Source organism: Streptomyces endocoffeicus, from assembly GCF_016741935.1.
Classification (GTDB): domain Bacteria; phylum Actinomycetota; class Actinomycetes; order Streptomycetales; family Streptomycetaceae; genus Streptomyces; species Streptomyces endocoffeicus.
In genome coordinates, this window is sequence record NZ_JAERRG010000044.1 from 43,868 (window position 1) to 57,920 (window position 14,053).

Sequence of the window (14,053 nt, forward strand, 5' to 3'; positions counted from 1 at the left end):
ACACCGTGCTCCGAGGCAAGGTCGAACTCGGGGACGCGGTCAGGATCGGTGCGCACACCTCCCTCATCGGCTTCAACCACACGATGTCCGACCCGGAAACCGAGATCTTCCGGCAGCCGCACAGCAGCCAGGGGATATGCATTGGCGACGATGTGTGGATCGGCTCCCACGTCGTCGTCCTGGACGGCGTGTCCGTCGGCGACCGGGCCGTCATCGGTGCCGGTGCAGTGGTGACCAAGGACGTGCCTGCCGGCGCGATCGTCGGCGGCAACCCGGCGAAGGTGCTCCGCTGGCGGGTACCTCCGGCGGCTTCCACCGCCGAAAGGCCCGAAAGGGCCGCGGACGATCTGGCCGGTGCCGTAGCGGCCTTCGCCGATGCGGCACGCGCCCAGGCCGAGGAGATCCTCGACCGCTGCTTCGAACCCGACGGGTTCGACGGCGGCCTGTTCGTCGAGAAGCCGGGTACCGCGCCGACCGTGCGGGCACAGTGCGATGCGATCGAGATCGCCGATCTGCTCCTGGGGCGCGCCCCCGATCAGCTGCCGGCCGCAGCGCAGATTGAGCGGCTACGGGCCTGGCAGGACCCGACCACCGGAATGGTCGGACCGTTGCTGCCCGACGGCGGCCAGCGTGCGTTGCGGCCAGGCATGTTCGACCCCGAGGGCGGCTACCACGTGCTGTGCGTCGGCTATGCGCTGGATCTGCTCGGCAGCGCCCTGCCCGGCCCGATCCGGGTGGTCTCGGAGGCAGACGCCGCGGACATCATCGCTGGATTGGAGGGGCTGCCGTGGGAGGACGCTGCGTGGGGCGCGGGCGACTGGGTCGACATCCTGGGCACGGCGTTCCTGTGGAACTGCGGCCACGGCGACCCCGGGCGGCCCGGGGCCATCGACGCGCTCTTCGGGTGGCTGCTCGCGCACGCCGACCCGCGCACCGGGGTGTGGGGCTCGCCCCGGGCGGTGGACGGTCTGCTGCAGCCGGTCAACGGCTTCTACCGGGCATCGCGGGGCACGTTCGCCCAGTTCGGGCTGCCGGTGCCGTATCCGGAGCGCGTGATCGACACAGTGCTCGAGCACGCCCGTGACCCCCGCTGGGTCCGCCCGGAGCGCCAGAACGCCTGCAACATCCTCGACATCGCCCACCCCCTCTGGCTCACGCGGTATACGGGCCATCGTGCGGAAGAGGTCACCGCCCTCGCCCGCACCTTGCTCTCGGACGCCCTCGGCCACTGGACCGCACACGCCGGCTTCGGATTCCAGGCCCCGCACCCCAGCACGGCGGGCGCGGAGGCGACCACGCCCGGACTGCAGGGCACCGAGATGTGGCTGGCCATCATCTGGCTGCTGTCCGACCTGACCGGTGTCGTCGGCTCTCTCGGCTATCGCCCCCGCGGCGTGCACCGCCCTCATGCACGCAAGCGTTCCCGGTAGTGGGCCGGGCTCATGCCGTAGTGGTGGCGGAAGCGGCGGCTGGTGCAGTTCGGGTCAGGCCAGCTGACGCGGCGGCCGATCGCCGCGACCGGCAGGTCGGTCTCGATCAGCAATGCCGCCGCCCGCTCGGCGCGGAGCCGGCCCAAGTACGCCATCGGCGGACGCCCAGCCGCCGCGTGAACAGCCGGCCAGCCGGCCCGGCGACAGCCCGGAGGGGGCGGCGAGGTCGTCGAGGGGCCAGAGCGCGGCGAGGCCGCGCTCCAACCGCTGGGCGGCGGCTGCCACTTCCGGGTGCGGATCCGCTGGTGCGGCGGCACCGCCTTGCCGCGGCAGTTCGCCGCCCAGGATGCACAGCAACAGCCCGACCCGTACCGCGCGCGGCATGTCGCCGACCGCACTGCCCGCCGCCAGACTGTTCAGCGCTGCCGCTCGAGGGTGAGAATGGCCTTGGCGATTGACGTCATACGGTTGGGACTGCATCGGGATCGGCGGAAGATGCGCCAGGCATTGAGCCGTGCGACGCCGCGTTCGACGGGCGCTCGTGCTGCGGCCAGTGCCTGGTTGAGAGTGCGCTCGGTGGGGGTGAGTTCCTGCAGGGGTCTGCGCTTGATGCCGGTGGTCAGCCACGGTCCGGCACCCTGGCCGCACCGTTCCCGCGCCCGCACCGGTCAGTAGAGCCGTGCGGCCCGTGAATCGGTCGAGTGTGCGTGTGGCATCGCTCATGCTGCCTTCTGTTTTGTCGGGATGTGATGTGTCCGTGCATGGTCGCTTCGGTGATCAAGCTCAGCGCCGGCTCGTTGCATGTGCGGTGAACGGCTCGGCGCGCATCCCTCCAACTCCTGATAAGCCAGGGTGAGCGGCAGGGAGAGTGTCAGGCCTGCACCGCGAGGTCCTCCAGGGAAATCGGGCTGAGCGGTGGCAACCCCGCGCCGTAGCGCTCGAGTTCGCTCAGTGCCGCGTTCGCCATACTGCGGGTCTCCGAGCCCATGGAGCCGGCGACGTGCGGAGTGATCAGGACATTCGGAAGGTCGTAGAGCGGCGAGATTGCGGGCAGTGGCTCGGGATCGGTGACGTCGAGAATGGCGTCCAGGCGCCCTGAGACGCAGGCGCGCTCGAGCGCGGCGGTGTCGACCAGCGAGCCCCGGGCCGTATTGATCAGCGTGGCATGGGGCGGGAGGGCCGCCAGTTCGGCTTCACCGATCATGTGCCGGGTCTCGGGAAGGGCAGGCGCGTGGAGCGACAGCACCTCCGCGCGCGGCAGCGCCGCAGCGAGGTCGACGAGCTCTGCGCCCGCGGCCGTCACCTCGGCTGGATCCGCGTACGGATCGACGACCAGGAGCGGCCCGTCGTGGAGCATGCGCAGCTTGGAGACGACGCTGCGCCCGATCCGGGAGAAGCCCACGATCACCACTGTGCGGGCATGGCCGCTCAGCTTGCCCCAGCGATCGAGGTAGGCGTGGTCGTCACGGAAACGACGCGCGTCCTGTGCCAGGAACGGCGCCTTCTTGAACGCCCACAGCACGGCGGCGACGGTGTAGAGCGCCACCGGCTCTGCGTTCACCCCGGCTGCATTGGTGACGAGGATGCCGCGGTCGAAGGCCGGGGGCAGTACAAGGCCGCGCACGCTCCCCGCGGCGTGGAACACGGCCCGTAGCCGGGGTGCGGCCTGGAGCGCCTCGTCATCCAGCGGCGGGCATCCCCAGGAGGTGATCAGCACCTCCACGTCGCCCAGGCGAGACATGCTTTTGGCTGAGGTCAGCTCGTCCACCATCACCGGATCGCCCACGGTGGCCAGTGCACGCAGCCGGTCCAGCTCGGCGTCGCCGAACTGAGTCCGCAGGGTGTTAGGTGACATGACAAGCAGCGCATTGGGGCGGCGCGGCGGGCGGGTTCCATGCGCGCGTGCCTGAGCGCGGCTCATTGCTGTCTCCGTCTGCTCGGGGTGATCACTTGAGTCCGGACGTTGCGACGCCGCCGACGGGTCCGTTGAGCTCGCCGGCGAGTGCCTCTCGAGGAACCGGGACACGGCGTCCTTGTTCTGCACCGCCTGGGGATACAGCGACCGTCACGGAGGCAGGAAGCCGACGCGTACGGTGTGGTCCGTAGGTCTTGAATGGTTTCAGTTCCTCGGTCATGGTTGTGACTATATTGATTTGGAGTGGCTTGTTACCCGGGCTGGATTGAGGGAAAGTGGGACGGAATTGACTGGCGACCGTAGGAAGCCGCGCTACGAGCGGGCCACTGTTTTCAACCCCGACGGCGTCCCCGTCTGGGCGGACCGCCACCGGCTCCCCGCCGACGTGGCGGCACACGATCACGACTTCTACGAGATCTCACTCGTCACCCAGGGCAGCGGCCGTCACATCGCGGCCGACGGCTCCCACCTCATCGGGCCCGGCAGCGCGGTGGTCACGCCGCCCAACCAGTGGCACGCCTACGGTGAGTGCGAGGACCTCGTTGTCTATGACTGTTTCGTCGCTCCGGAGCTGATCGACACCACCCTGTCGTTCGTGGAGGCCGAACTGCCGCTGATACGGGCCGTGCAGTCCGCGAGCCTGCCGCTGCCACAGCGCGTCCAGCTCCCGCCCCATCAGGTCAGCGTGGCGATCGGGGAGCTGCACAGTATGACGGACGTGACCTCACAGCGCTCACGGATGCAGGTCGTCGGCCACCTGCTGATCTACCTGGACATGCTCAACGTCGCCTGGTCTGGTGAGCACGCGATGCAGCGACGCTCCCTGGCCCCGCTCCATCCCAGTGTGTCGCGCGCGGTGGAGCTACTGGAAGCCGAGCCGGCTTACGCGTGGTCGCTCGCGGAGTTGGCCGCTGACACCACCACCGAGCGTACCTATCTCGTGCGCCTCTTCCAGCGCGACCTGGGCGTATCGCCCATCGCCTACCTCAATCGGCTGCGCGAGCAGGCGGCCGCCCGGCTCCTGGTGCAGACCGACCTTCCCATCGCCGACATCGGCGTACAGCTCGGCTGGTCGGACGCGGCATACTTCGCCCGCCGGTTCAAGTCCGCTTACGGGATGAGCCCCTCGGCGTACCGGAAACGCGCACTCACCGGTGAAACGCGGTATCACGCACCGGCGGGTGTCAAACCCCCGTTGCCGGTCAGCGGTGCGCGCTTCGACGTCGCGCACACCGGCTAACCCTCTCCGGCACATGTGCTCAATTGCGAGCCTGGAAGGCGTACGCACCCGAGCCGACGTGAAACACGGCGCACCCGTCCTCCATCCGCTCGAATCGCACCCCCTCGGCTTGCGCGGCAGGTATCCCGCCCTCGGCGACCGTGTCAGGCCCAGGGCACGGCACCCACACCTGAGCCCGCACGTTTGCCGGGACGGTGGCGTCAAGGGTGAACTGGTCCTGCGATTGCGACCAGGACACCGAGACGGGCCCGTGCACGGTGCGATACGAGGTCCGTGCCCAGGCGATGGAGCCACCAGGGCGCGGACGGATGACGACGTCGCGATAGCCGGGGGAGCCCGGCGCGAGACCACCGATGGTCCGGTATATCCAGTCGCCCACCGCGCCGTACGCGTAGTGGTTGAAGGAGTTCATGAACGGATCCTGCAGGCCGTGATGCTCGCTCCAGCTGTCCCAGCGCTCCCACATCGTGGTCGCGTCGCCGTGCGCGATCGGATACAGCCAGGACGGGAAGGTGTCCTGCAGCAGCAGCCGCAGTGAGACGTCGTGGTGGCCGGTGGAGGTGAGGGCGTCCAGCAGGTATGGCGTGGCCAGGAAGCCAGTGGACAGGTGGTGGCTGTGTGCCGCGATGTCGTCCACCAGGTGTGCCGCCGCCTGACTCGCTTCGTGGTCGTCGAACATGCCAGCGGAGAGTGCCAGGACGTAGGCGCTCTGGGTGCCGCTCGTCAATCGCCCCTGTCCGGCCAGAAATCGGCCGCGGAAGGCAGACCGAACCCGGCCATAGAGATCGTCAAAGTGCTTGGCGTCCTCCAGGCGGTCCAATGACCGGGCGAGCTCTCCCAACTGCCGGACGGACAGGGCGAACACCGCGGTGCCCACAAGCGGTTTGAGGGTCTCGGCCCCGGTACTGAGCCAGTCGCCGAAACCTTCGTCTGGGAGGATGTATCCGTCGGACCGGCGTTCCAGGTAGGCGATCCAGCGGCGCATCGGTTCGTACAGCTCCTCGGCCACCGCAGGGTCTCCGTAGGCCTGGAAGATCGACCACGGCACCTTGACGACGGCATCTCCCCAGCCGGGGGAGCCGACTTCGTCCGGCGCGGCCTCGGGGCCTCGCCCCGACAGCAGATCGGGGGCGACGTGAGTGATGGACCCGGCCGGCGTCTGTGCGTCGGCCACGTCGACGAGCCAGCTGCGCAGGAAGGCTCTGGCGTCGTAGTTGAACAGGGCCGTGGGCGCGAAGGCCCAGATGTCGCCGGTCCACCCGAGACGCTCGTCTCGCTGAGGGCAGTCGGTTGGCACGGTCAGGAAGTTGCCGCGCTGTCCCCAGACGATGTTGGACTGGAGCTGGTTCAGGCGCTCGTCGGAGCAGGAGAAGTCACCTGTCGCGGTCATGCTGGCGTACGCAACCATGGCCACGATCGTCTCCGGTCGGGGGCCGGTTATCTCGACGTAGCGGAATCCATGGACGGTGAAGCGCGGCTCGAACGTTTCCGTGGCGTCGCCCGCGAGCACGTACTCGTCGGTCGCCCGCGCCGAGCGCAGATTCGCGAGATGCGGTGTGCCGTCGTGCTCAAGCACTTCGGCATGCCGCAGGATCAGCCGCTGGCCAGTGACGCCGGTGACGGTGGCCTTCGTCCAGCCCACCAGATTCTGTCCGAAATCGGCGATCCAGGTGCCGGGCGTAGTCTCCCACATGGCCTTGGGCTCGAGGACATGCTGGACGCGAATCGGAGGTGCGGTGCCGGCGGCCAGCCGTCCCGCCGGTCCCGGGACGACGCGGGCCGCGGGCCAGGAAGAGTCGTCGAAGCCGGGCAGCATCCATCCGGTCGGTTCGGCTCTGGCGTCGTGCCGTTCGCCATTCTGGAGATCCGCGTAGCGTACGGCACCTCGGCCCACCCGCCAGTCGGCGCTGGTCGGGATGCGTTCCGTGGCGCCGTCCGCGTACTCAATCTCCAGCTCGGCCCGGAGGCCGGGCGTTCTGCCGTACTGAAACGGCCCGAACCAGCTCACGTTGCCGGCGTACCAGCCATCCCCGAGTATCGCGGACACGACATTCGGCCCCGTCGTCAGTAGCCCAGTGACGTCGTACGACTGGTGGGTGATGCGGTACCGGTAGTCGGTCCACCCCGGGGACAGCCGGTCGGCGCTGATGCGCTGCCCGTTGATGTGCAGGTCGTATACGCCCATGGCGGTGGCGTACACCTTGGCTCGGGCCACATCTGCCTTCACCTCGAAGGGGCGGCGGAGGTAAGGACTGGGCCGATCGGTGAGCGCTACGCGTCCGTGCGGAGGATCGCCGTACAGGCCGATCTCGTCCGCAGGCGCCCAGTGGGCGTCGTCGGCGCCTGGCCGTTCCCAGTCCGGTTGGGCGACTGCCGTCGCGATCCACTTACCGGAGGTGGTCAGTGCCACAGGGCCCTCGTCAGCCACCGGAACCAGATGCGGCAGCCGCAGCCGGCCCTCGAGGTGGACCTCCAGCCGCGCCACCAGGCTGTCGTCTGCCCGGACGGCCAGCACATTTCTTCCCGGGACAATCGCGTCTGCGACATCGGCGACGAAAGCGCCGTCGCCGATGTCGCCGTCAGTACGGCTTCCATTGAGGTAGACAGCCACCGAGCCGACCGCCACGAGAGGTGCCGAGAGCGGCCGGGGGCCCGGCGGCACGGTGAAGGCTGCGCGAAACCATGCGCCTGAGCCGTCGGGATCGGCGGGCCTGATACGTGGAACGTTCTCCAGCCCGGGGAGCCGCTCTGAACGGGGGCTGACGGGAGCCGCTATCCACTCCGCATCCCAGTGGCGTGTGTCAATCCCGGTATCGAACCAGGTCGGATCACTCCATTCGGAGACGGCGCCCTGCTCGTCACGAACCTGCACCCGCCAGGCGTAACGTGCACGCCACGAGAGTTGCTCACCGGCGTAAGGGATGGCATCGGTACGTGCCGACTCGACCGTGCCACTGTCCCAGGCCACCGGAGCGTCCAGCGGATCCTCGCCCAGGCCCACAAAGATTCGGTAAGCCGACTGCTTACGGGTTCTGCCCGAACCCTCGACCACCCAACTGAACCGCGGAATGGAGCCGGACCACTGGACCCGGAGTTGCCTGACGTGCATGATCACCCTTCGTGGAAGATGCTGGCCGAGCGGTTTGTACAGCGAGGCGAACTCGCTTCGGTCAGGCTGCGCCGGTTCGGGGGACGCCGGCGATGGCGTCCAGGCGCAGTGGCCGGCCCGAGTTCTGAATCTCGTGCAGCGTGGGACAGATCCAGCCTCCCTCGAGGTGCTCATTCCAGGCGTAAATGAGGACGGCATTTGCCGGGACATTCACAGCATGGGAATTGCTCCAGCTGATCGCATCCCCCAGGTGCGCGGCGATCTCCGCAGGCGTCGCCTGCTGGGTCCATTCGTCCTTGTACCGCAGCCAGTTGTCGGACGGTTGTTGCCCCCACGGCGGCGGATAGTCGTATTGCGGCCGCGGGTCCCAGCCCGTCGTCACGGTAGGTACGACCTGCCCGCCGGCACCCGCATAGTCAGACCACAGACCGCTCTCGAGGCTGGTGAGTGACGAGTACGGCGCCCCGCCGACCTGTCCGGTCGCATAGCGACTCACCGCATCGGCGCCCACGGATGCCTTCGCATCCGCCGCCCCCTGCGCGGTCCATCCCATGACCACGATGTACGGATCGGGCAGCCCCGCGGCAGTGGCCTTGGCCCGCATCTTGGTGACCCGGTCGGCGGTGGCTTCGCTCAAGAAGTAGATCAGTGGGCGGCCATCCAGCACCTTCTGGTAGTTCGACTCGCCGAACCGTGCTACCAGTTCGGCCAGATTCGTGTCGTACGCCGTCATGAAGTTCCCGTCGAGTATGGCGCACCATTTGACCTGATCCTTGAGGGCGCTGGACAGGTACAACTCCCGGGCCTTTGCCAACGGCTGCTGGGGGTAGTAGTCGAAGGCCCAATAGTCAATCCCAGCGGCAGCGGCGTACCGGATCTCCTGGTCCATGACTGCCTGGCTGGTCCCCTCGCAGTTGACGGACTCGGTCACTACGACGTTGGCGTTGTCGACATACAGATCGGAGGTCAGGCTTGGATTGGTCTGGAAGTGCAGTTTGTCGAACGCAGCGGGGGAGCCGAGCAGCGGGATGTGGTAGGCCTTGCGCGCCCCGTCGACGAAGATGTCCACCCACGGCGTGGCGCCTTCGGGCGGGGCCGGATCCACGATGACCTTGAACGAGTACCAGGTGTCGTCCGCGATGGTCTGGAGCACCTGCCAGGATCCGGAGGGGGTGCGGCACACGAGTTGCTTGCCGGCCGTGTCCTGGCGGGTGGCGATATCGACGACCGTGGTCGATCCGCCCGTGACCAGCGCCCGTGACCAGCGGCCTGCGACTGTCTCCTTCCAGTCCCAGCGCACGGTGATGGCTCGATTCTGGGCTGCGAACGCGCGGCCCATCGTCGCGCTGCCCGTGGCGGAGGTGTCGTGCAGGTGCACGCTCTTTCCCTCGCGATCGGGCCCCTGCACCACGGATACGCTCGTGGCGCTGCCCGCAGACACGGTCCAGCCGGAAGGGGCAGCTCCCGTCGTTTCCGCGTCGAAGCCTTGGTAGAGAAGTACCGGTTGGTCCACCGTGATGTCGGAGAAATACGGCATCCGGAAGTGAAACTTCTCGGGAGACAGAATGCGGTTTGATCCCATTCCGTGCCTGGTATGCCCACCCGTATAGGCATCCCAGCGGATGGCCCCGACCAGCGTGCGACCGACGCGCGGTGCCTGCTTCTCGAGCGCAGAGGCGGCCACGCTACCCGACAGCCCCAGCGCGGCACTGCCGGTGACCGCCGCCGCGGCCTTGAGGACACTTCGGCGACTCGTGCCGCCACCTGAACGAGAATCCGACCTGCGAGCAGCCATAGCTAACCTCCACCAATCGACATGGTGTGACACCTGGTTGCAGATACGCGGCTTGCGGTGACGCTTCGCAGCACCGCAACGCTCGTAAAGACCGCGTGAATTTCGTGTTACGGACTCTAAACCGCGCACTCTCGCTGCCGGTGGTACGAGGTTGAGTAATAGTTGGACGATCGTGCGCTGCTGACTCAGCTGCCCGAACGACCAGTCAACTTCGTCCAACTTTTGCTCAATCCGTGCAGCGGAGCACGACGCTCTTGGCGCATATCATCCCACCCGGGCCGAAGGTGGCAAGACAGTCTTGCCCACGAGAGGATGTGGCAGTCTGATGAGTGCCGATACCGTTCCGCAAGCGCCGGGTAAGGATCGCGCGCTTTCCCCCCTTACCGGGTGGACGCGGCAGCATTTGGTGCATCTCGCGGATCGGTCGCTGCTGGCGCTGCGGCCGTGGTCCACGCCCGGTCACGCACGGTTCGATCTGCCTGGACCGCCGTCGGAGAGAGGGCCGATTGCCGGCGGGCTGGAGGCATTCGCCCGCTCGTTCCTCACGGTTGGCTTCCGGTTGTCGGCAGCGGACTCCGATCCCCACAATCATGCCGGCTGGTATGCGGAGGGGCTGGCCGCAGGCACCGATCCCGCGTCCTCCGAGCGGTGGCCGACTCTCGCGGATTCCGATCAGGCTCGGGTCGAGGCGGCGTCTATCGCAATCGCGTTGCACGAGTCACGTCGCTGGATCTGGGACAACCTCAGTCCCCGAGTGCAGGAACAGGTCGTCGTCTGGCTGGCGGGGTCCAATGGTGCCTGGTACCCCCATAGCAACTGGCAGTGGTTTCACAACGTGACCCACGCATTCTTGCGGTCGGTTGGTGGTCCGCACGAGCAGGCTCGGGTGGATGAATTCCTCGGGTATCTCGACGACTGCTACCTGGCCGACGGCTGGTACAGCGACAACCGGCCCGACGGGCGCGGAGGGAATATCGACTGGTACGCGGGCTGGGTGATGCAGCAGTTCTCCCTGTGGTATTGCCGCATGTCGGCCGGTGAACCCGGAATCGCCGAGCGGCAGGCCGTGTATGCCGAGCGGCTCAAGGCGTACCTGGCGGACGCGGGGGAATTGTTCGGCGCGGACGGGGCGCCGCTCTACCAAGGCCGGTCCCTGTCGTACCGTTACGCGGCGGTCGGTGCGCTGTGGACGGGGGCGGTCTTCGACGCCAGCCCGTACTCGGCCGGCCGGCTGCGGCGCACCTGCATGGGGGCCATCAAGTACTTCGTCGAGCGTGGCGCCTTCGACGGGGACGGTCTGCTCAGCCGCGGCTGGCACGGCCGATTCGACGCGATGGCCGAGTCGTACGCGTCGCCCGGTTCGCCCTACTGGGCCGGTCTGGGGATGACCGGGCTGGTGCTGCCGGAATCCCATCCCGTGTGGCGGGACGTGGAGCAGCCCGCGCCGATCGATCTCGAGGACCGAGTCGGTGCGATCCGGCCGATCGGCTGGCTGGTCTCCGGCACCAGGTCGGACGGCATCGTCCGGGTGATCAACCACGGGGTCGACTACAGCACCCTGGAGCCGGTGACCGAGCGGCCGCCGTACAATCGGTTCGGCTACTCGACGGCAACTGCCCCGGTCCCGCTACCGGACGGGTCGGCAGGGGAGGCGGTGGACAACCAGATCGCGCTGATCGACAAGAGGGGACGCTGGTCCCAGCGGCCGCTGATCGACACATTCAACGCCGACGGCAATCGAGCCGAGAGCTCACATCAGGCAAGGTTTGCGCGAGCGGAGCCGACTGAAGGCTTCGATACGGGGCCCGCGCTGACCTGTATCTCCGTGATGCGCGGATCCGTCGAGGTGCGCGCAGTACAGATCGAGTCTCCCACCGACGCAATGGCCGAGGCTCTGGTGATCTCCGGTTATGCCGTGCCGGGAAAGCCCTCCCCCGGGGCAAGGACGGACCTGGTGAGCGCGGCTGTCTCGCTGACGGCTGGCGGGATGACCGGCAGGTCCGTTCACGCCGTCGAGACCGCATTCGGGTCCGACCTCGAAGTCCCATGGTGTCGATTCGATGCTCCGAACATCGATCGCTGGTACGTAGTCGCTCTCAGCCTGGGTGAGCACATACCTGTCTGGCCCACCGTCGACTCCGGCCCGAACGGCCGCCCGATCATCACGTGGCCCGGCGGCGAACTCGACTGCATCTGATCTGGCGACCTCCCACCAGCTCGCCATGGCGTAGGGGTACCCCTGTCACGCCTCCTTCGCCGACCCGCGACGTAGGAGCACCGATGGAACAGTCAGCAGCTTCCGGGTCACCTTGTACAGCAAGGACACGATCACGGAGGACATGATCCCAGCGGGCTGACCGCATCCAGCTCACCTGCGGCGATGACTTTTCGAGCGGCACACCTCCAGGCACTCCGCGACGTACAGCACGTCTTCGCCCAGATCCCGCCGGACGAACGCCAGTCTCCGTCCAGCCGCAACGACCAGGCCCGGCATCACCAGGACAGGCTGCTTCGACGCGTGGTTCGGCACGGCTCCTTGGAGCCGGCGCCGCGGAACTGAACCGGGCCTTACCGGCCCCGGTCGTCCGGGGGAGTTCATCAGCAGTGGCCTTGGTGTGCCGCTCGACGTCCTCGGGGTAGGGCTCGCCCGGCATCCCCCAGCGCGTTCCGCTGATGATGGCGGTGTCCGTTCTCCCGTCTGCCGAGGCGATTACGTCTGGCTCCGCCCCTACAAATCCGGTTCCTCTCAGTCGCGTCGAATATGTCCAAAGTCTGTCCAGCTGACCAGAGAGAGGCGTAGCCTGCATCAATCACCGTGCGTGAGACAAGGGGCGGTCTGCGTGACGGCGGAGGTGTAATGGGTGGGGAGTCGCAGGTTCCAGCGGCGGTCCGGAAGCTGGTGGAACTGGTGGGGCAGCATCCGGCGGGCATGACGCGCGCGGACGGCCGCCGACGCGGACGATGACCACCGGACACTTGAACAGTTCATCGTCCGCGCCGTCCTTGACCGGCTGGATCTCCGCAGACTGCGCGTCGACCAGCTTGATGCCGAGCTGCGGGAGCATATCCCGCGCTACCGCGATCTGGCCGACGGCCCTGCGGGGACATGGGAGATCCTCGCTGACCTCCACGACAGGGGACTCCTCGACGTGTCCGCGGCCCCGAGCCGGCACATGGTGACGGGCCTCGTCGTCCACCAGCGGCGGCTTCCGGAAGGCTATCTCCCCCTGCTCATGCGACGCACAGCCCGCGCCACCCGCGAACTCGACCTACTCAAGGACTTCTTCGAGGACAGCGCGACCTGCGCCCAGCACAAGTTCGCCGCATACTTCGACGTCACCGCACTCCCCGAAGACTGCTGCGCCACCGCGCGCTGCCGCTGCTCGGCATGCTGGAGCGTTCCGGACTGGCCGCGGCACGAGCGTCGCCCGGCCGTTGCCCAGGCTTTCGAGAGCGCCGATCCCCGCAGCGGCGGCGGCAGCGACAGCGCGCTACGGGCCCAGCGACTGGACGGCCAGGCATATCGGCTTGTCCGTCTCATGCGGAGCGGCGTCCTCCCCCGGACACTGTGGCACGCCCTGCGCGGCGACGAGACGTCGTACCACCCCGTGCGCCGCACACACATGTCCCTGCCCAGAGTGCTCCGCGACAGCCGCCACTTCGGAGGCCGGGCCGATCTCCCCTTCGCCGAGGTGGAGAAGTGCCTACTCCGGCTGGAGGAGGCCGGGGCTGTCATCGCCCGCGACGACGGATGTTGGTACGCGACATGGTCGCCCACGAACCGGATCACAGTGGGCCGCGCGGAGCGGAAGGGTGCGAGCACATGATGACAACAGCAGTCATATCCGGTGATGTACCGCTGCCGTATGGGGAACACGCACTGCTGACGCCTGGCATGACCGAGGGCTACGACGCGGTGCCTCCCACGGAACGGAACCGGCTCCTGGGATATTTGGAGTCGGTCGTCGCGGCAGGCCGAGGGCCGGTCCACGCGGCTGTCGCCTTCAACGCCGCGTACTTCGGATACGACCTGAACGGTGACGGCTACGGCGGCAGCCCGCTGAGGCTCGACGACTTCCCCGCGGTCACGCTCGGTGAGTGCGCACCCGCCTTGCCTGTTGGTGCCATGGTGTGCATCGCAACCGGATCCGACCCGCTCTACGCCGAAATCGTCTACAAGGAAGGCGCTCATCCAGCCATCAGCAGCCTCGGCGACGTACCGGCCTGGGCGTCCGGCGCGCCCGCCGGCGCGGAAGGACCAGGCAGGCCGGGCCCGGACGGTACTCTCCGCCGCAGGGAACTCCTCGTCCCTGGCCCGCACGCCTTTGGCCCGGGACTGAGCCTCACGCCGACTCAGCTGAACCGGCTGCGCGCCCACAGGCGCTGGATCAACGAGGACGGACATGTCGTCATCGACGTCGGATATCCGTCTCACGAAGCGGCCCGGCGCGCCGATCTGCCCGCATACGCCGACTACCTGCTCACCACTGTGACAAATCCACTAACGATCACTAGGTGGGTGAAGCGATGACCTGGAGATCTACTGAGCTTTTCGTTAGTTCTA

Annotated in this window: 8 protein-coding genes and 2 pseudogenes; 5 read left to right on the forward strand and 5 right to left on the reverse strand. The window is 67.8% G+C overall.

Annotation, left to right across the window (positions count from 1 at the left end; all coding sequences use genetic code 11):
• Nucleotides 1-140: 140 nt before the first annotated feature.
• Nucleotides 141-296: pseudogene (locus tag JK364_RS58320) on the forward strand (DapH/DapD/GlmU-related protein); the annotation flags it as partial.
• A 1,109-nt stretch (nucleotides 297-1,405) separates the two neighbouring features.
• Here the strand turns inward: JK364_RS58320 and JK364_RS48980 are convergent.
• The 3 genes and pseudogenes from JK364_RS48980 to JK364_RS48990 form a co-directional block, all read right to left on the reverse strand.
• On the reverse strand, nucleotides 1,406-1,585 hold the full coding sequence (locus JK364_RS48980; RefSeq protein ID WP_201857941.1) for a helix-turn-helix domain-containing protein: 180 nt from the start codon (nucleotides 1,583-1,585) through the stop codon (nucleotides 1,406-1,408).
• 261 nt (nucleotides 1,586-1,846) lie between these two features.
• Nucleotides 1,847-2,071, reverse strand: a pseudogene (locus JK364_RS48985) (transposase family protein); the annotation flags it as partial.
• A gap of 230 nt (nucleotides 2,072-2,301) precedes the next feature.
• Nucleotides 2,302-3,351, reverse strand: a complete 1,050-nt coding sequence (locus JK364_RS48990) for a hydroxyacid dehydrogenase (protein WP_230993710.1) — start codon at nucleotides 3,349-3,351, stop codon at nucleotides 2,302-2,304.
• A 280-nt stretch (nucleotides 3,352-3,631) separates the two neighbouring features.
• Here JK364_RS48990 and JK364_RS48995 point away from each other — a divergent pair, with 280 nt between their 5' ends.
• On the forward strand, nucleotides 3,632-4,585 hold the full coding sequence (locus JK364_RS48995; protein WP_201857942.1) for a helix-turn-helix transcriptional regulator: 954 nt from the start codon (nucleotides 3,632-3,634) through the stop codon (nucleotides 4,583-4,585).
• 19 nt (nucleotides 4,586-4,604) lie between these two features.
• On the opposite strand, the gene JK364_RS49000 is transcribed toward JK364_RS48995, so the two are convergent.
• Nucleotides 4,605-7,694 carry a family 78 glycoside hydrolase catalytic domain gene (locus JK364_RS49000; RefSeq protein WP_230993717.1) on the reverse strand — a complete coding sequence of 1,030 codons (3,090 nt, stop codon included), beginning with the start codon at nucleotides 7,692-7,694 and terminating at the stop codon, nucleotides 4,605-4,607.
• Between the two features lie 61 nt (nucleotides 7,695-7,755).
• Nucleotides 7,756-9,489 (reverse strand): glycoside hydrolase family 71/99 protein, encoded by a 1,734-nt coding sequence (locus JK364_RS49005; protein WP_201857944.1) that lies wholly within the window; start codon nucleotides 9,487-9,489, stop codon nucleotides 7,756-7,758.
• A 325-nt stretch (nucleotides 9,490-9,814) separates the two neighbouring features.
• On the opposite strand from JK364_RS49005, the gene JK364_RS49010 reads away from it, so the two are divergent.
• The 3 genes from JK364_RS49010 (at nucleotide 9,815) to JK364_RS49020 (ending at nucleotide 14,020) form a co-directional block, all read left to right on the forward strand.
• The gene (locus JK364_RS49010; protein WP_201857945.1) at nucleotides 9,815-11,686 is read left to right on the forward strand and encodes a DUF2264 domain-containing protein; all 1,872 of its coding nucleotides are present in this window, start codon (nucleotides 9,815-9,817) and stop codon (nucleotides 11,684-11,686) included.
• A gap of 952 nt (nucleotides 11,687-12,638) precedes the next feature.
• The gene (locus JK364_RS49015; protein ID WP_201857946.1) at nucleotides 12,639-13,316 is read left to right on the forward strand and encodes a hypothetical protein; all 678 of its coding nucleotides are present in this window, start codon (nucleotides 12,639-12,641) and stop codon (nucleotides 13,314-13,316) included.
• Nucleotides 13,313-14,020, forward strand: coding sequence for a hypothetical protein (locus tag JK364_RS49020; protein ID WP_230993711.1), 708 nt, complete (start codon nucleotides 13,313-13,315; stop codon nucleotides 14,018-14,020). The genes JK364_RS49015 and JK364_RS49020 overlap by 4 nt, the downstream gene beginning before the upstream one ends.
• Nucleotides 14,021-14,053: the final 33 nt, after the last annotated feature.